The following is a 16,252-nucleotide window of genomic DNA, read 5'->3' as shown; positions in this document are numbered from 1 at the left end:
TTAACCAAATATTAAAGGGAATAGAGCCCAAGTCATTATTAAACCACCAATAAAAAAACCAATTACTGCAATTAAAGAAGGTAATTGAAAACTGCTTAGTCCTGTAATGGCATGTCCTGAGGTACATCCTCCTGCATAACGAGTTCCAAATCCAATTAAAATTCCAGCAATTAATAAAATTGTAAAACCTTTTAAGGTTAACATGTTTTCAATGCTGAAAACTTCATTAGGTACATAGGTTTCTCCTGCATTTTGAAAACCTAAATTAGCTAATTCATTTACAGTTGTTGGGTTTAAATCAATTTTTGGTGTAGCAGAGAGGTAGTTAATGGCTATATATCCTCCAATTACTAAACCAATTAAAAAAACAATAGCCCAATCACGTTCTTTCCAATCTTTCTTAAAATAATCAGATACTTTACCTGCTCCAACCATGGTACACATGGTTTCTAAATTAGTTGATACTCCAAAATTTTTACCGAAATAAAAGAATAAAAATAGTATAAAGGCGATAAGTGGCCCAGATACATACCACGACCATGGTTGTAATATAAAATCCATTATAATGTGTTTTTTAAATAAGTGATAATGTTTTTTGTTGCTCCCACATTTTTTAAAATATAATTGTGGTTAACTTTCCCCATTTGCTCTCTTAGTTTTTTGTCTGATTGTAATAAAGCAAAATTACTGGAAAATTCATTAGTATTTGTAACGGTCTTTGCACCTCCTATTTCTAGTAAATCAATTGCTTCTTGAAACTTACTGTATTTATTACCACCAAAAATAACAGGAACACCATATGTCGCTGGTTCTAAAATATTATGTAAACCAGTAGCGAGTCCACCACCTACATAGGCAGCATCAGCGTATGAATATATTTTTGTAAGTAAGCCAATAGTGTCAATTATAAAAACTTGATATCCTGATAACTCTTTGTTTAGGTTTTCAGAGTAAAGAACAGTTTTTTTATTGATTGAGTTTTGTAACTCTTTAATCTGTTTTTTATTGATGTTATGTGGAGCAATAATAAACTTTCCATCATCAGTTGCGTGATTATTTAAATAATCTACAATAAGTTCTTCATCTTCTTTCCAAGTACTTCCCGCAACAACAGTGTAATTATTATTTTTAAACTCAGAAATAAAATCTAACGAGTTGTTTTGTTGTAAAATATCGTATACGCGATCAAATCGAGTATCACCAGCAATGGTTACGTTATTAAAATTAATAGAATTTAATAAGTCTTTAGAAGCTTTGTTTTGTACAAAAAAGTGATTAAAAACAGTTAGTTTTTCACGCATAAAACCTCCATACCATTTAAAAAAGGATTGTTTTTTTCTAAAAATTCCTGAAATTAAAATCGTAGGAACATTATGCTTTTTTAATTCTGAAAGAAGGTTAGGCCAAAACTCATACTTTATCATAATAGCCATATCTGGATGTACTTTTTTGATGAATTTTTTAACGTTCGATTTTGTGTCTAATGGTAAATAGCAAATAACATCAGCAAATGGATAGTTTTTTCTTATCTCATATCCAGAAGGGGAGAAAAAAGTAACAACTATTTTATAACCTGTATAAAGCTGTTTTAACTCTTCAATAATAGGTCTTCCTTGTTCAAACTCTCCTAAAGAAGCAGCATGAAACCAAATTACTTTATCAGTTTTGGAAATACTGTTTAGTCTTGAAAATGTTTCTTTTCTCCCTTCATAAAATAACTTTATTTTTTTATTGAATAAAGCTGTTAATGGGAGTAATATAGATATTACAGAAAGAAGTAAATTGTATAAAAAATTCATTATGCGAATTTATGAAATAAAAAAATCAGTGAAGTTACTCACTGATTTTTTATTCTATGTTGAAATATGTTATGATTCCATTTCAAAATCTTCCATGAACTTAGTGGTATAATTACCTGCTACGTAATCTGGATGATCCATTAATTGTCTGTGGAAAGGAATTGTTGTTTTTACACCTTCAATAACATACTCATCTAATGCGCGCTTCATCTTGTTAATCGCTTCTTCACGAGTTTGTGCAGTAACAATTAACTTAGAAATCATTGAGTCATAGTTTGGTGGAATCACGTACCCAGCATACACGTGAGTATCGATACGAACACCATGACCACCTGGAGCGTGATATGAAGTTATTTTTCCTGGAGCAGGTCTAAATCCGTTATAAGGATCTTCTGCATTAATTCTACATTCAATAGAGTGTAATTGTGGCTTGTAGTTTTTACCTGAAATAGGCACACCAGCCGCAACTAAAATTTGCTCGCGAATTAAATCGTAATCAACAACTTCTTCAGTAATTGGATGCTCTACCTGAATACGAGTATTCATCTCCATAAAGTAGAAGTTACGGTGTTTGTCTACTAAGAACTCAACTGTACCAGCACCTTCATATTTAATGTATTCAGCAGCTTTAACAGCAGCAGCTCCCATAGCATCACGTAATTCTTCTGTCATGAATGGAGAAGGAGTTTCCTCAGTTAATTTTTGGTGACGACGTTGAACTGAACAATCTCTTTCAGATAAGTGACAAGCTTTACCATAAGCATCACCTACTACTTGGATTTCAATATGGCGAGGTTCTTCAATTAACTTCTCCATATACATATCGTCATTTCCAAAAGCAGCTTTAGATTCTTGTCTTGCAGAATCCCAAGCATCTTTTAAATCTTCAGCTTTCCAAACAGCACGCATACCTTTACCACCACCACCAGCAGATGCTTTTAACATTACAGGGTATCCTGTTTCTAAAGCGACTTTTTCACATTCTTCAAATGTGGTAATTACACCGTCACTACCTGGTACACACGGTACTCCAGCAGCTTTCATGGTAGCTTTAGCATTCGCTTTGTCTCCCATTTTATCAATCATCTCAGGAGAAGCTCCGATAAATTTAATTTCGTGCTCTTCACATAGTTTTGAGAATTTAGCGTTTTCAGCTAAGAAACCATATCCTGGGTGAATTCCGTCAGCGTTTGTAATCTCTGCAGCTGCTATGATGCGATCCATTTTTAAATAAGACTCGCTACTTGGAGCAGGTCCAATACAAACAGCTTCATCAGCAAATCGTACGTGCAAGCTTTCAGCATCTGCTTTTGAGTAAACAGCTACTGTTTTAATCCCCATCTCTTTACAGGTTCTAATTACACGTAGCGCGATTTCGCCTCTATTGGCAATTAATATCTTTTTAAACATGTCTTTTAGTTTATGAGTTTATTGGGTTTAGTTGTTTAAGAGTTTAGCATAGCTAAACTTCTAAACTTAAAACTTCTAAACCAAAAATTATGATGGGTCTACTAAAAATAATGGTTGATCAAATTCTACTGGAGAAGAATCATCCACTAATACTTTAACGATTTTACCAGATACTTCTGATTCAATTTCGTTAAATAATTTCATTGCTTCAATGATACAAACAGTATCACCAACTTTTACTTCTGTTCCTACTTCAGCAAAATTAGGTTTATCTGGAGAAGGTTTTCTGTAGAAAGTACCAATGATAGGTGATTTTATAGTTACATATTTTGAGTCGTCAGTAGATTCAGCTGCTACTGGGGCTGCAGCTGGTGTAGCTGGTTGTGCTACTGGTGCAGGAGCCATCATTTGTGTAGCTGCTGCAGGAGCAGGGGCTTGAATAATAGTAGTTTCAGGAGTGTCACTTCCAGTTTTAATGGTGATTTTAATATCTTCCATCTCTAGCTTTACTTCACTTGCACCTGACTTAGCTACAAACTTTATAAGACTTTGAATTTCTTTAATGTCCATTTTCCTAAATTTTAGTTGTTTAGTTTATGAGTTATAGGCCCATTTTAAATAGATAGCTCCCCATGTGAAGCCTCCACCAAATGCGGCAAAAATTAAATTATCTCCTTTTTTCAACTCTTTTTCATAGTCAGCAAGTAACAACGGTAAAGTAGCAGACGTTGTATTTCCATACTTATGAATGTTCATCATTACTTTATCATCTTCTAAGCCTACTCTATTAGCAGTAGCTTCGATGATTCTTTTATTAGCTTGGTGTGGTACTAACCACTGAATGTCATCTTTTGTTAAGTTGTTTCTGGTTAACATTTTTTCAGAAACATCTGCCATGTTAGAAACAGCAAACTTAAATACAGTTCTTCCTTCTTGATGAACAAAATGTTGCTTGTTTTTAACAGTGTCTTCTGATGCTGGTAAAATTGATCCACCTGCATCGATTTTTAAGAATTCTCGACCAATTCCGTCGCTTCTTAAATACTCATCTTGTAACCCTAAACCGTCGTTATTAGGTTCAAATAAAACAGCACCTGCCCCATCTCCAAAGATGATACAAGTAGCTCTATCGCTATAATCAATAATTGATGACATTTTATCGGCACCAATTAACAATACTTTTTTATATCTCCCACTTTCAATATAACTAGAGGCAGTTGACATACCGTATAAAAAACTAGAGCAAGCCGCTTGTAAATCATAAGAAAAAGCATTTATGGCTCCTATTTTAGAAGCTGTATAAGCTGCTGTTGAAGCTACGGGCATATCTGGAGTAGCAGTCGCTACAATAACCATGTCGATATCTTCAGGGTTTGTATTTGATTTTTGAAGTAAATCTTCTGCTGCTTTTATTGCCATGAAAGAAGTTCCAAGACCTTCGCCTTTTAAAATTCTTCTTTCTTTGATTCCTGTTCTCGTAGTAATCCACTCATCATTGGTGTCTACCATTGTTTCTAGCTCCTTATTAGTTAGAGCATGTTCTGGAATATATTTTCCTACCGCTGTTATAGCTGCAGTTATTTTAGTCATAGTTGTTTGTTTTGTAGTAAAACGAGTTTTCAAAGTAATGAAAATTATTTCACTTTTTTATAGAAAAAAACATCAAAAAGAGTATTTTTTGATGTAAAAACATAAAAAAACCCTCAAAGTAGAGGGTTTTTTTATTTTTTAAACTAGTTTTTAAGCCTCAGCAGCAGCACTTTCTAATACTACTTGACCTCTGTAATAAAGTTTTCCTTCATGCCAGTGAGCTCTGTGGTATAAATGAGCTTCTCCAGTTGTAGGATCAACAGCTATTTGAGGTACAGAAGCTTTATAGTGAGTTCTTCTTTTATCTCTTCTAGTTTTAGATATTTTTCTCTTTGGATGTGCCATTTTATGTCTTATTTATCTGTTAGTAAATCCTTTAATTTATCCCATCTAGGGTCTGTTGATGTTTCTTCAACAGTTTTTTCTTCGTTTATTTTTAATTCCTCTAATTTTCTTAAAGCATCTGATTGCATAGTACCATCAACAACATTTGGGTGTACTCTTTTGCTCGGTACTGATAACACAATTAACTCATATATATATTGAGAAACATTTACTTGATAAGCTTCATGTGGAAGTATCAAGATTTCATCGTGTTCATCATTAAACTCAGGTCCAAACTTAACAACTAAATCTAAATTACCATTGATTGGTAAATCAAATAATTCATTAGTAATGTCACAAGGAACATTAACTGTTCCGCTTATGTTAAAAGCAAGCTCTAATAAAGTGCTTTTTTTAACAAATGTAACATCAGCTTTTATGTTAGCGTTGTTAAACTCGTCAAACTGAAATGCTTCAAAGAACGTTTTGTCAATTTGATATTCAAACAAATGACTTCCTTCTTTTAAACCTACAAAAGGTATGTTGAATTGTTTTAAGTCTTTCATCTACAACTATCAATTTGAGCGTGCAAAGATATAAAAAATGTTTTTACTTTTATGTTTTGAGTAAAAAAAATGAACTATTTTGCTTTTAATGCGTTTTTTGTAAGTTCTTGATACTCTTTTCGGTTCTTAAATATTTGTAATGAGGTAAATAAGGCTTCTTTAAAAGATGTGGGATTAGCATTATTTTTACCAGCAATATCAAATCCAGTTCCATGGTCTGGAGAGGTTCTTACCTTGCTCAAACCAGCAGTGAAATTTACACCATTTCCAAACGATAAAGCTTTGAATGGAGCCAAACCTTGGTCGTGATACATGGCTAAAACTCCGTCAAATTGTTCATAGGTTTTTGAACCAAAGAAACCGTCGGCTGCATACGGGCCAAAAACTAATTTACCAGTCTCTTTTATTTCAGTAATAGTTGGGCGAATAATTTCGTCATCTTCAGTGCCAATAATTCCATTGTCGCCACAATGTGGATTTAGCCCTAATACTGCTATTTTAGGTTTGCTAATATTAAAATCTTGTTTTAAAGAGTTGTACATAATTTCAACTTTAGATTTTATAAGCTCAGGAGTAATGGCTTCAGAAACTTTAGAAACAGGAATATGACCAGTTATTAAACCAATACGTAATTCATTTGTCATTAAAATCATTAAACTTCTTCCATCAAAGTTTTCTTCTAAGTATTCTGTATGCCCTGGGAACTTAAATTCTTCAGATTGAATATTTTCTTTGTTAATAGGAGCTGTAACAATAAGATCTATTTGATTCTTTTTTAAAGCCCCAACAGCTGCTTGTAATGATTTTAAGGCAAATTTACCACCTTCTTCAGTAGTTTTACCTAAGTCTACCTTAACCTCTTCTTTCCAACTGTTTAATAAATTAACTTTACCATGAACAAGTTTATCTAAAGAAGTAATTCCATGAATACTGGTGTTAAGTCTTAAAGTCTTTTTATGATATGAAATCAATTTGTTTGAAGCAAATAAAACTGGAGTGCAAAAATCAAGCATTCGTTTGTCTTCAAATGTTTTTAAAATAATTTCGATACCAATTCCATTAATGTCCCCAACCGAAATTCCGACAATAATTTTGTTTGCTTTATCCATAGTTTACTTTCGTAGGTAAAGTTGTATTTTTGATGCTAACAAAAGTAACTAAATTTTTATAGAATGTTTACCGGAATAATAGAAACTCTTGGAATTGTAAAAGGCATTGAGCGTGAAAAAGAGAATTTACACCTTACAATAAAAAGTACAATAACCAATGAATTAAAAATAGATCAGAGTGTAGCACATAATGGTGTTTGCTTAACAGTTGTTGCAATTGATAAGGATGAGTATACAGTTACAGCTATAAAAGAAACACTAGATAAAACGAATATAGGTGATTTACAGGTAGGAGATGAGGTAAACCTTGAAAGAGCAATGAAGTTAGGGGCTCGATTAGATGGGCACATAGTACAGGGACATGTAGATGGAACAGGGGTTTGTAAAAATATAGAAGATGCTGAAGGGAGTACAGTTTTTACTCTTTCATATGATTTTGATGGAACAAATATCACTATTGAAAAAGGTTCAATTACTATAAACGGTGTAAGTTTAACGGTGGTTAACTCAAAAAAAGATGAATTTAGCGTGGCTATTATTCCATACACTTACGAGCATACAACCTTTAAAAACTTTAAAATAGGTACCAAAGTGAATTTAGAATTTGATGTGATTGGGAAATATGTGGCTAGATTACATGCTTTAAGAGGATAAGATAAAATTATAAAAATTGCATGAAAACCATGGAACTATTTAAGTCTATTGCCTTATGTTTTTCTGGAGGAGGATATAGAGCTGCTTGTTTTTCATTAGGAACATTGTCTTTATTAGAAAAAGTAGGTTTACTAGAAAATGTAAAAGCAATTTCTACCGTTTCTGGAGGAACAATTACCGGAGTTAAGTATGCACAATCTCAAATTGAAGGAAAAGAGTTTCAAACTTTTTTTGATGAGTATTATGCGTGGTTAGCAAAGGATGAGTTAACAAGTAATGCACTTAGTCACTTGAGATGGCCTTTAATTTGGAATCAGCCCGAAAATAAGCACAAGCGAAAAAATCCGATTAATGCTTTTGCTATAGAGTATAATAAGCTAACAAATAATGCAACTTTGGGAGAGGTTCAAGATGCAATTAGCGAAGGAAAAACGCATTTAGAAAGGGTGATTTTTAATGCTACAGATTTTGATAGTACACATCAGTTTAGGTTTCAAAATATAAAAGGAAATCAAAAAAGGTTTGGAAATGGAAAAGCACATAGCAAATATAAAGGAGTTATTAATGATATAAAATTAGGAGATGTAATAGCTGCTTCTACAGCATTTCCGGGAGGATTTGAGCCTATAGGTTTTCCGTACGATTTTACTCCGAAGCATAATGATTTAGAGGAAATAGGATTGATGGATGGAGGTATTGTAGATAATCAAGGTGCTTCTGTTTTTGTGTCTGAAGCGCAAAATCAATGTGAAGGAAAACCTGAACTTCATGACTTATATTTTTTGTGTGATGTTTCATCACCATATCCAGGAGAGGGTTTTAAATTTGCTTCTGATTCTTGGTTTAGTAAGTATGTGTCCTATGTGTCTAGCGCTTTTACCTTATTGTTTATGTTGATAGTTACCGTGTTTTTTGGAGTACAAAAGATGATGGTTTGGTACACAGTGAGTGTTGTAATATTAGCTTTTTTGGTGTTTATTCACTTTCTGTTTTTTTCATTATCTAAATTAATGCAAAATGAAACAGGTGTAGATCAAAGGTTATATTTACCGCCAAGAAGAGTTGGTTTTTATATACTTAACAGAGCAAAATCGTTGGTTCGCATGGCAAGTGTAGTTTTTCTTAAAAATGATAGGAGGCAACATGCAAATGCGATTTATAGTACTTTTCCAAATAAAATAATTACATCTACAGTGTATGAGCTACGATGTAAAGATGCTTCAGGAAATCAAACAACCCGACCAGAGAACGAGAGAGGTTGGGAGGAAATAAAGAAATATACAGGGGGTATAAGCGAAGCAATTATTAAAAATTCAAATAAAAGCGCATCGTTTGGCACAACTTTATGGTTCACGAAAAAAGATAAGGCAAATGGTATGTTAAACAGTGTTATTGCATGTGGGGAGTATACTGCTTGTTATAATTTGTTATCATATCTAATTATTCAATATGGTGACAGAGCTACTGAAATGCTAATTTTTAAAAAATTATTATCTCTTTGGAAGAAATTTCAAGAAAACCCCCATTTTTTAGTAGAGGAGCGTCAAGAAAAATTAAAAACGATGAAAGGGTAAATATTCATCGTTTTCTAGTTTTAAAAAATTAAAGTTTTTATTGTGCTTACGATAGTATTAAGAACTTTATTTTTAAAATGACCTAAGCTTATTTTTGAAATACCTGCGGCTTGTAAAGCTTTCATTTGAAATAAGTCTTTCTGGCTTTTTACAAGCCATTCAAAATCTTCTACGGTAAGTTTTCCTTGTGCTAATAAAGACGTCCATCTTTCTAGTTTGTCTTTTGAATCATTCAAGAATAGTTCAATGTCTTTTTTAGATTCTTGTGAAAATTCACTAAACTTATCACTAAATAAAGAGATTAGTGATTTTTTTAATTCTTGTAATATTTTTTCGAAATCCATAGCGTATTAATTGTTTGAAAGAAGTTGTAGTAATTTGTTTTTTGTAGCAGGTTCTTTTTTACTTTCGTATTCAAGTAACAGATTAAATGCCTCAGTTATTTGCCCTTTAGCTTCCGTGATAAAAAAAGGAGAAAGCTTATCCTTTTCTTTCCATCGTTTTAAAAAACCAGCAAGTAAGTTTTTGTCTTGGTCAGCTAATAACAACCACATTTTATAGGTTATCTCGTTGTTGGGCTTGTATTTCTCGTATTCAACAATTTTAGCAATTTCATTTTGTAGTTTTTCAATTTCTTTACTGTTTTCTTTATAAGAGTTTTCAGCTTTATCTATAAGTTGAGTGGCATCTATTTTTATTTCAATAGTTTTTTGAAATGAGTATTGATCGTATGGAGCTGTTTTAAGAATACTACAAGAAGAAAGAAAAGCAGTAATGAGGATTAAAATAAAGAAGAGTTTGTTAGTTTTCATAGTTAAGTTAATTTTTACCGAATAAATTTAATAATTTATAAAAAAAGAATTAGAGATAAAACCCTGAAAATTTCATAGGGTTTTAATGGTAGATGTTTTTAAAAATAAACTTGAATAGTATTATAAAAAAGGGAGTTGAATTTTCAACTCCCTTTTTTATGAGGCAATATAGTGTTTTACAACCCATAAAGGAATATGTAAATCTTGTGTAAATAACTCTTCTGTTACACTTCCTACTAAAAGAGAAGTGAAGTTATTATGCCCTTTATCTGCTACAAATAAAATATCAGTTTTGTCTTTTTCTGCAATAGCTCTTATTTTTTCAGGAATACTGTCATCACCAGCAGAAGCTTTTATTGTTTCTACGTTTGAAGCTTTTGTTTTATTAAGTAGTTTCTCAAATTGCAAGCTAACGTGTTTTTCCACTTTTTCGCGAGCTTTATCTATTTTAATGTAAGGAAAAAATAACTGAGGGATTTTAAAAACATTTAATACTTTTAATGTAGGTTGCTCTTTCTTTTTGTTAATGGAAGAAGCGGTGTTGAAAGCTTTAAGAGAGGCCGAAGAAAAATCGGTTGCAATCATTAGGTTTTCTGGATTTAGATTGGCTTCTTTAGGAATGGAAAGAATATTGCATTTTGCCATTCGTAATAGTTTTCCTGAAACCGATCCAGATCCTTTGTAGGTGTTTTTATTACCTAGAATAATTAAATCAGCATGATATTTATTAGCAACATAGCTAATTAAGCTCTCTGTATAAGCATCGTCAGAAACTAATAACTCATAATTACAATCGGCATCAAAATGTTTGTTGATGCTGTTGTCTAACTCCTCTTCAATAATATCTTCAATACTAATGTTTTCTAACTGTTCAGAAAATAAGTTGCTTATTTCATACTTTTTTACATTATGAATAAAATATACATTCTCTGTTTCATGGTTTTTTGCAAGCATGCTACAATACTTAATAAGTGTAACATCTAGTACGGAAAGATCTAAGGCAACTAGTATATTTTTAATTTTCATAATTTAAGATTTTTGTTTTTTCGAATCTATTAATCTTTTCACAGTTTCCTGGTATTCTTCCTTTTCTTTTTGGTTTAGACGTTTGAGATGTTCTTTATAATCTTCTTTTAATCCTTTAAAAAGAGAATAGCACATTAATAACAAAAGTAAGGTAAAAGGAAGTCCGGTTGCAATAGATGCTGTTTGAAGAGCTTTTAAGCCACCTCCTAATAATAAAACGGCAGCCACAGCACCTTCTGCAAGTGCCCAAAATATTCGTTGACCTACTGGGGCGTCAATTTTTCCTCCAGAAGTTAAACTATCTACCACTAAAGAACCAGAATCTGATGAGGTAACAAAGAAACTAGCAATAAGTACAATAGCGATAATATTTAGTGCCATGGAAAAAGGGAAATCTTCTAAGAAGACAAAAAGAGCGGTAGCAACATTGTCATTTACACCGTCTGCAATAGTTGTATCTCCACCTAAAATCTCATGTAACGAGGTTGCTCCAAAAGCCGTAATCCAAAATAAGGTAATCAATGTAGGAACAATCAATACTCCAAGAATAAACTCTCTAATAGTCCTTCCTTTAGAAACACGGGCAATAAACATACCTACGAAAGGAGACCAAGCAATCCACCATCCCCAATAAAAAATAGTCCATGAGTTTTGCCATTCTGTTCCAGTATAAGCTTCAGCCCATGTGGAAAGGCTAATTAAATCATTTGCATAACTACCTGTATTTTGTACAAATGACTTTAAAATGAAAATAGTAGGCCCTAGAATTACTACAGCAAGTAATAAAAGTACTGCAATACGCATATTCATTTCACTTAAAAATTTAACACCTTTATCAACTCCTGAGATTACAGAAATGGTAGCAATTAATGTAATTCCAACTATTAACCATATTTGTAGCGAAATTCCTGAATCTAAACCAAAAACATGCTCTAAACCAGCGGCAACTTGTTTAACACCTAGGCCAAGAGAGGTTGCCAAACCAAAAACAGTAGCTAAAACAGCAAAAATGTCTATAATATCACCAATTCTACCATGAATTCTATCTCCTAAAAATGGGTAGAAAACAGAGCGGATTGTTAAAGGAAGTCCTCTGGAATACGTAAAATAAGCTAAAGATAACCCCACCAAAGCGTAAATACCCCAAGCATGTAATCCCCAATGTAAAAAAGTAACATTCATGGCTTCTTTTGCAGCAGCAGCTGTATTAGGGTCAGCTAAAGGAGGAGAAGAAAAATGATAAACAGGTTCAGCAATACTCCAAAAGAGTAATCCAATACCCATACCAGCACTAAAGAGCATTGAGAACCAAGAAGTGGTTGAGAACTCTGGTTTAGCTTTTGCTCCACCAATACGTAAGCTTCCGTATTTACTAAAAGCTAAGTAAAGCATAAACGCAACAAAAATATTTACCGCCAAGATAAATAGCCAACCAGTTTTGTTAGCTATAAAATTTTGTGTTATATCAAAATATGATTGAGCTCTTTCTTTAAAAAGCAAAGTTAAAGCTACACTAAGTATAATTACAATTGAAGATGTGAAGAATACAGGTCCGTTAACATTGAGTCCAAAAATTGATTTCCGTTCGTCACTTCTAATTATTTTTTTTGCTTTCTTCATGTGTTAATGTTTTGTTCTATTAAAAATAATATCCAATATTTATGTTAAATCTCATGCCCCAATTAGCATTAGGAGTTCCGTTGGCTAAAGCATTTGTCCATACAGGTCCTAACCAAGGATGATCTTTTCCTGCTGCAAAGTCTATATAGGTATAAACATTACCAGCTGTTACCAAGAGCCCAAAAACATTCATAATACTGTCTTCAAAATTCTCAGCTGTTTTATCCATATAACCAAAGTCATTATAAACTTGTATACTAGAAATAGGCTTCCATTTTACAGGGAAAGTATAAGCAGCGCCTAAAGTATATGTTGTTGCTTCTGTTGCAGTAAGGTAAGGAGCTCCATAAGCAGTTAAGGCTATAAGATCTTTATAAGTAGTATTCTTTGTGTTGTATTTATAAGTAGATACTTGTGCTTTAGCATCAAAGTTTTTCACGTTTAATTGATAGTGTAAGGCAAAGGCATGATGACTAGAGGTGTCTTCGGTGTCTAAATTATAGAGACCGCCATATTGTGCAGAAAAACCTATTTTGTGTTGTGTGTTTTTATTTCTGAAGTGATAATTTACTTTACCATTTAATTGATTTGTTTCTTTATATCTTAAGTCTAAAGTGCCGTCTCCATTAATGTCTATAGAGGCAACATCGTATGAGTATCGACTATTAGAAACATCAGAGTTGCTTCCAAAATTAAGTTCTTCAGCGTTTTTAAAAAAAGCTAAAGCATATTCCCATTTTTCGCCTTTGTGTGTGAATTTTAAACCCATATCATGGTCGTCTTCTAAACCAAGGTAATAGTTAATACCAAAAAACCAACTATGAGAATTGTATTGAGTAATACCAAAAGGTACTTGCGTTAATCCTAATTGAATGTTGTTTTTTTTATTAAAATCATACCCTAGCCAACCTTGTTTGAGCATACCTCCTCCAAAACTTTGAGAATAAAAACGGTACTCAGCATTAAGTTTTATTCCTTTGTATTTTGCTTTAGCGTTAATTCTGAAGACGTCGAAACCGAAATCGCCTCCGCGTTTTTTTTGACCATCTTTCCAAGAAGATAGGTTATAGTTAAATCGTAGTGCTCCGCCAATTTTAACCTCAGGCTTTTCTTGTGAAAACATAACTGTAACAAAAGAAAAAGCAACCAAGATTAGGCTTTTTTTTGTGAAATTCATTATTAATATTGATAAATGTAAAGGAAGTGTACTTGTAAAAGTACATGCTCAAGTGAAAGGAGAAGAGAGTTCTCTTTTAGCTTAAAAGAATGATGGTTATCTTGAAGGGGGAATGAATTTGTCTGATTGATTCCTAAAAACTAAAAAGTTAAAACTGAATACTCGTTTGTTCTTTTTGTCTTTGAGTTTTTTTATCATAAGGCCGCAAAGGTACTGATTAAAAAGGGGAGGTAAAAGAAAAATTTTATAAAAAGCACTTGCAAATGATGTGTAAGTGCTTGTTTATGTGTTTTGTGTAAACAAAAAAAGCTTCACAAAAAGTGAAGCTTTAAAGGTGGTCCCACATGGGCTCGAACCATGGACCCCCTGATTATGAGTCTATGGTAGTATATTTTCCTTTGATTTCTTTTGTTTGTTTTTTCTTACTTGAAGTGTATTTTGACACTATTTGATGTTTCATTTTATTGTTTTTGATTTCATTTAAAAGAAAAAATGTTTGACCTATGTTTGACCTAGATAGGTTTTATTATTCTAAAGCATTTTTTAAAATAGTTATAATCCTCGTTTAATTTATCTAGATTAGTATTCATAAAAGATATTTTATATAGTTTATCCTTGCCATTAAAATCACCTCTTTCAAATAGGTTGATGTTTTTGTGATAGAATATTATACCGTCTATTACTTTATAGTAATCTACAACTGTAGCGTTTCTATTATTTATTGAAAGGAATTTTAAATCAATGTCCTTATTATCTCTATCTTCACTGACCTTATTTAAGAAAGTAAGATGATATTCGAATTGTCTTTTTATAAGGTCACTTGTAGTTTTTCTTCCTTTTTTAGATGAGAAATCAATTATAGATATTATAAACTTTTCATGGTCAGTGACAAGTACATTTTTATTTTCTTTAAAGCTTTGAATTGTTTTTTGTGTATTACAGATGTCGTAATATTTTTTGTATTCGTTTTCTAGATATGCATCCATGTTTATATAATCCAAGGGATTATAATCTTTATTATTTGTCTTTTTTTGGCTACAAGCATTTAAGCTAAATGTTAAAATCAAAAGTATTAAGAGTTTGTTTTTCATAGGTATAATTTTAATTTATTCAAACTTGTCATATATGGCATTAATTACGGTAAATATAACTCTTTTCTTGACTTGTCAAATAAGGCAAGTTAAAAATGAGTGAAGAATTAAAAAAAATTCAGGTTTCTATTCAGAAGAAAATAGGTGAAAATATTCAGACCACCAGAGAAAAAAAGGGCTTGTCACAGGTGGATTTGGCAGGTAAAATGATGGGTAAATTTGATACTACAAATATTTCAAGAATTGAGTCTGGTAGAACAAATCCAACATTATTTACTTTATATAGAATTAGTGAAGCACTCGAAGTCCCTTTATCTGAAATTATGATGCTTTCTTAAATTTTCGCTATTAATACCTATCTTACTCTAAAATAATTTTTTCAAACTAATATTTTTTAGTGTAATTTAAGTAAGTCTACATGAGGTTATTGTCTGCAAAACTATAGTAACTCTGTTTTGATACTATTATATGGTCTAATATTTTAACGTCTAATAGTTTACTAGCATTTATTATTTTGGTGGTAATGCTTTTGTCAGGATTACTGGGGTTTAAATTACCTGAGGGGTGATTATGAGCTAATATAATTCCATGAGCGTTACATTTTAATGCTACTGAAAATAACAATTTAACATCGACAATTGAACTTGTTGTGCCTCCTTTGGATAAAGGATAAATACCTAATACTTGATTATTTCTATTAAGTAATAAAACTTTAAATTCTTCTTGCAATTCCAATGTGTTTTTGTTCCAACAAGCTAATAAAACATCATAGGAAGTTTTACTGTTAGTTACTCTAAGTTTTTCTGTGTTATTGGTAGTATATGATACTTTTACTTCTGCTATATTCATAATTGTAAGAGATTTGTAATACCACCAAAACAAATAATATATTCATTACCCAAGCTCGTAGAAAAAGGCTAAGATTATTATAATTTATTTTTCTGGTGGTAAGATAAAATGTTACATGGTTGGTTCTAGTATTCCATTCTGACTGAAAATGTTTTCGGCTTTAAATGTTTCTTGAGGAATATGTTCTACTTCTTTAGGAGGTAAGAACACAAAAGTGTGAGCTAGTTCAATAACCTCTCCTGTGTCCTTAATAGTATACTGATAAGGTTCACACTCTTGCTTTTTTATAGTGCCATCCATTTGAGTGCCAATTAAACCTTTGCAAATAGCTTCATCAAATGTTGAAGGAACATAAGCCTTTTTTGCTGTAGCGTAGAAATTCCCTGTAGATTTTGACCTAATCATTTCAATGCCTCCTTGCACTTCCAAAACATAAAATGTAGTTCCATCTTCTTTTTGTCTTTCCTTGTAGTTGATAATTGTTACCATTCTTTTTGAATTTTTAAGTTGAAGTATCCCTTTGTGAAACAATAAATCGAGAAGTAGAAAATACAGCTATCAACTTGTATTTATAATACTGCTTTAAATTTTATTACACATATAAAAGGGAGGGGGAGTTTTTCTCCCAAGAAATAGGTGGGGGTGTTGTAT

At 32.0% G+C, this 16,252-nt stretch carries 19 protein-coding genes; 3 read left to right on the top strand and 16 right to left on the bottom strand.

Annotated elements, in window-relative coordinates; all coding sequences use genetic code 11:
* From MHM83_RS00765 to pdxA, 8 genes are all read right to left on the bottom strand, one after another.
* Entirely contained in the window at positions 1 to 561 is a 561-nt protein-coding gene (locus tag MHM83_RS00765) for a YeeE/YedE family protein (protein WP_239178136.1), read from the bottom strand.
* The gene (locus tag MHM83_RS00760) at positions 561 to 1,799 is read right to left on the bottom strand and encodes a 3-deoxy-D-manno-octulosonic acid transferase (RefSeq protein WP_239178135.1); all 1,239 of its coding nucleotides are present in this window, start codon (positions 1,797 to 1,799) and stop codon (positions 561 to 563) included. The genes MHM83_RS00765 and MHM83_RS00760 overlap by 1 nt, the downstream gene beginning before the upstream one ends.
* A gap of 69 nt (positions 1,800 to 1,868) precedes the next feature.
* Complete coding sequence (accC, locus tag MHM83_RS00755) at positions 1,869 to 3,209, bottom strand: acetyl-CoA carboxylase biotin carboxylase subunit (protein WP_239178134.1); 1,341 nt, start codon at positions 3,207 to 3,209, stop codon at positions 1,869 to 1,871.
* Between the two features lie 87 nt (positions 3,210 to 3,296).
* Complete coding sequence (gene accB, locus MHM83_RS00750; RefSeq protein WP_047789946.1) at positions 3,297 to 3,779, bottom strand: acetyl-CoA carboxylase biotin carboxyl carrier protein; 483 nt, start codon at positions 3,777 to 3,779, stop codon at positions 3,297 to 3,299.
* Positions 3,780 to 3,803: 24 nt separating this feature from the next.
* Complete coding sequence (locus MHM83_RS00745) at positions 3,804 to 4,799, bottom strand: beta-ketoacyl-ACP synthase III (RefSeq protein WP_239178133.1); 996 nt, start codon at positions 4,797 to 4,799, stop codon at positions 3,804 to 3,806.
* Positions 4,800 to 4,949: 150 nt separating this feature from the next.
* Entirely contained in the window at positions 4,950 to 5,144 is a 195-nt protein-coding gene (rpmF, locus tag MHM83_RS00740) for a 50S ribosomal protein L32 (protein WP_047789948.1), read from the bottom strand.
* Positions 5,145 to 5,152: 8 nt separating this feature from the next.
* A complete protein-coding gene (locus MHM83_RS00735; protein ID WP_159493489.1) occupies positions 5,153 to 5,689 on the bottom strand; it encodes a YceD family protein in 537 nt (178 codons plus the stop codon).
* Between the two features lie 74 nt (positions 5,690 to 5,763).
* The gene (gene pdxA / locus MHM83_RS00730; RefSeq protein WP_159614312.1) at positions 5,764 to 6,798 is read right to left on the bottom strand and encodes a 4-hydroxythreonine-4-phosphate dehydrogenase PdxA; all 1,035 of its coding nucleotides are present in this window, start codon (positions 6,796 to 6,798) and stop codon (positions 5,764 to 5,766) included.
* 63 nt (positions 6,799 to 6,861) lie between these two features.
* Here pdxA and MHM83_RS00725 point away from each other — a divergent pair, with 63 nt between their 5' ends.
* Both MHM83_RS00725 and MHM83_RS00720 read left to right on the top strand, forming a co-directional pair.
* Positions 6,862 to 7,452, top strand: a complete 591-nt coding sequence (locus MHM83_RS00725) for a riboflavin synthase (RefSeq protein WP_159614310.1) — start codon at positions 6,862 to 6,864, stop codon at positions 7,450 to 7,452.
* 29 nt (positions 7,453 to 7,481) lie between these two features.
* A complete protein-coding gene (locus MHM83_RS00720) occupies positions 7,482 to 9,026 on the top strand; it encodes a patatin-like phospholipase family protein (protein WP_239178132.1) in 1,545 nt (514 codons plus the stop codon).
* Between the two features lie 20 nt (positions 9,027 to 9,046).
* On the opposite strand, the gene MHM83_RS00715 is transcribed toward MHM83_RS00720, so the two are convergent.
* From MHM83_RS00715 to MHM83_RS00690, 6 genes are all read right to left on the bottom strand, one after another.
* Positions 9,047 to 9,370: a hypothetical protein gene (locus MHM83_RS00715; protein ID WP_073182128.1), complete on the bottom strand. Its 324-nt coding sequence runs from the start codon at positions 9,368 to 9,370 to the stop codon at positions 9,047 to 9,049.
* Between the two features lie 6 nt (positions 9,371 to 9,376).
* Positions 9,377 to 9,838 (bottom strand): hypothetical protein, encoded by a 462-nt coding sequence (locus MHM83_RS00710; RefSeq protein ID WP_159614306.1) that lies wholly within the window; start codon positions 9,836 to 9,838, stop codon positions 9,377 to 9,379.
* A 156-nt stretch (positions 9,839 to 9,994) separates the two neighbouring features.
* The gene (locus MHM83_RS00705) at positions 9,995 to 10,864 is read right to left on the bottom strand and encodes a universal stress protein (RefSeq protein ID WP_239178131.1); all 870 of its coding nucleotides are present in this window, start codon (positions 10,862 to 10,864) and stop codon (positions 9,995 to 9,997) included.
* A gap of 3 nt (positions 10,865 to 10,867) precedes the next feature.
* Entirely contained in the window at positions 10,868 to 12,484 is a 1,617-nt protein-coding gene (locus tag MHM83_RS00700) for a BCCT family transporter (RefSeq protein WP_239178130.1), read from the bottom strand.
* Positions 12,485 to 12,503: 19 nt separating this feature from the next.
* Entirely contained in the window at positions 12,504 to 13,661 is a 1,158-nt protein-coding gene (locus MHM83_RS00695; RefSeq protein ID WP_239178129.1) for an OprO/OprP family phosphate-selective porin, read from the bottom strand.
* Between the two features lie 512 nt (positions 13,662 to 14,173).
* Positions 14,174 to 14,752 carry a hypothetical protein gene (locus tag MHM83_RS00690; protein WP_239178128.1) on the bottom strand — a complete coding sequence of 193 codons (579 nt, stop codon included), beginning with the start codon at positions 14,750 to 14,752 and terminating at the stop codon, positions 14,174 to 14,176.
* A gap of 95 nt (positions 14,753 to 14,847) precedes the next feature.
* On the opposite strand from MHM83_RS00690, the gene MHM83_RS00685 reads away from it, so the two are divergent.
* Entirely contained in the window at positions 14,848 to 15,090 is a 243-nt protein-coding gene (locus MHM83_RS00685) for a helix-turn-helix domain-containing protein (RefSeq protein ID WP_239178127.1), read from the top strand.
* Positions 15,091 to 15,166: 76 nt separating this feature from the next.
* On the opposite strand, the gene MHM83_RS00680 is transcribed toward MHM83_RS00685, so the two are convergent.
* Positions 15,167 to 15,601 carry a JAB domain-containing protein gene (locus MHM83_RS00680; protein ID WP_239178126.1) on the bottom strand — a complete coding sequence of 145 codons (435 nt, stop codon included), beginning with the start codon at positions 15,599 to 15,601 and terminating at the stop codon, positions 15,167 to 15,169.
* A gap of 111 nt (positions 15,602 to 15,712) precedes the next feature.
* Positions 15,713 to 16,090 (bottom strand): hypothetical protein, encoded by a 378-nt coding sequence (locus MHM83_RS00675; protein ID WP_239178125.1) that lies wholly within the window; start codon positions 16,088 to 16,090, stop codon positions 15,713 to 15,715.
* Positions 16,091 to 16,252 lie beyond the last annotated feature (162 nt).

The organism is Tenacibaculum sp. Mcav3-52 (genome assembly GCF_022347665.1).
GTDB lineage: Bacteria > Bacteroidota > Bacteroidia > Flavobacteriales > Flavobacteriaceae > Polaribacter > Polaribacter mesophilus.
This window is presented reverse-complemented; position numbering and strand designations above follow the sequence as displayed.

Bases quoted from the DNA above. Each gene is read 5' to 3' on its own strand.
- MHM83_RS00765 (WP_239178136.1), bottom strand. From the start codon at position 561: ATGGATTTTATATTACAACCATGGTCGTGGTATGTATCTGGGCCACTT.
- MHM83_RS00760 (WP_239178135.1), bottom strand. From the start codon at position 1,799: ATGAATTTTTTATACAATTTACTTCTTTCTGTAATATCTATATTACTC.
- accC (WP_239178134.1), bottom strand. From the start codon at position 3,209: ATGTTTAAAAAGATATTAATTGCCAATAGAGGCGAAATCGCGCTACGT.
- accB (WP_047789946.1), bottom strand. From the start codon at position 3,779: ATGGACATTAAAGAAATTCAAAGTCTTATAAAGTTTGTAGCTAAGTCA.
- MHM83_RS00745 (WP_239178133.1), bottom strand. From the start codon at position 4,799: ATGACTAAAATAACTGCAGCTATAACAGCGGTAGGAAAATATATTCCA.
- rpmF (WP_047789948.1), bottom strand. From the start codon at position 5,144: ATGGCACATCCAAAGAGAAAAATATCTAAAACTAGAAGAGATAAAAGA.
- MHM83_RS00735 (WP_159493489.1), bottom strand. From the start codon at position 5,689: ATGAAAGACTTAAAACAATTCAACATACCTTTTGTAGGTTTAAAAGAA.
- pdxA (WP_159614312.1), bottom strand. From the start codon at position 6,798: ATGGATAAAGCAAACAAAATTATTGTCGGAATTTCGGTTGGGGACATT.
- MHM83_RS00725 (WP_159614310.1), top strand. From the start codon at position 6,862: ATGTTTACCGGAATAATAGAAACTCTTGGAATTGTAAAAGGCATTGAG.
- MHM83_RS00720 (WP_239178132.1), top strand. From the start codon at position 7,482: ATGGAACTATTTAAGTCTATTGCCTTATGTTTTTCTGGAGGAGGATAT.
- MHM83_RS00715 (WP_073182128.1), bottom strand. From the start codon at position 9,370: ATGGATTTCGAAAAAATATTACAAGAATTAAAAAAATCACTAATCTCT.
- MHM83_RS00710 (WP_159614306.1), bottom strand. From the start codon at position 9,838: ATGAAAACTAACAAACTCTTCTTTATTTTAATCCTCATTACTGCTTTT.
- MHM83_RS00705 (WP_239178131.1), bottom strand. From the start codon at position 10,864: ATGAAAATTAAAAATATACTAGTTGCCTTAGATCTTTCCGTACTAGAT.
- MHM83_RS00700 (WP_239178130.1), bottom strand. From the start codon at position 12,484: ATGAAGAAAGCAAAAAAAATAATTAGAAGTGACGAACGGAAATCAATT.
- MHM83_RS00695 (WP_239178129.1), bottom strand. From the start codon at position 13,661: ATGAATTTCACAAAAAAAAGCCTAATCTTGGTTGCTTTTTCTTTTGTT.
- MHM83_RS00690 (WP_239178128.1), bottom strand. From the start codon at position 14,752: ATGAAAAACAAACTCTTAATACTTTTGATTTTAACATTTAGCTTAAAT.
- MHM83_RS00685 (WP_239178127.1), top strand. From the start codon at position 14,848: ATGAGTGAAGAATTAAAAAAAATTCAGGTTTCTATTCAGAAGAAAATA.
- MHM83_RS00680 (WP_239178126.1), bottom strand. From the start codon at position 15,601: ATGAATATAGCAGAAGTAAAAGTATCATATACTACCAATAACACAGAA.
- MHM83_RS00675 (WP_239178125.1), bottom strand. From the start codon at position 16,090: ATGGTAACAATTATCAACTACAAGGAAAGACAAAAAGAAGATGGAACT.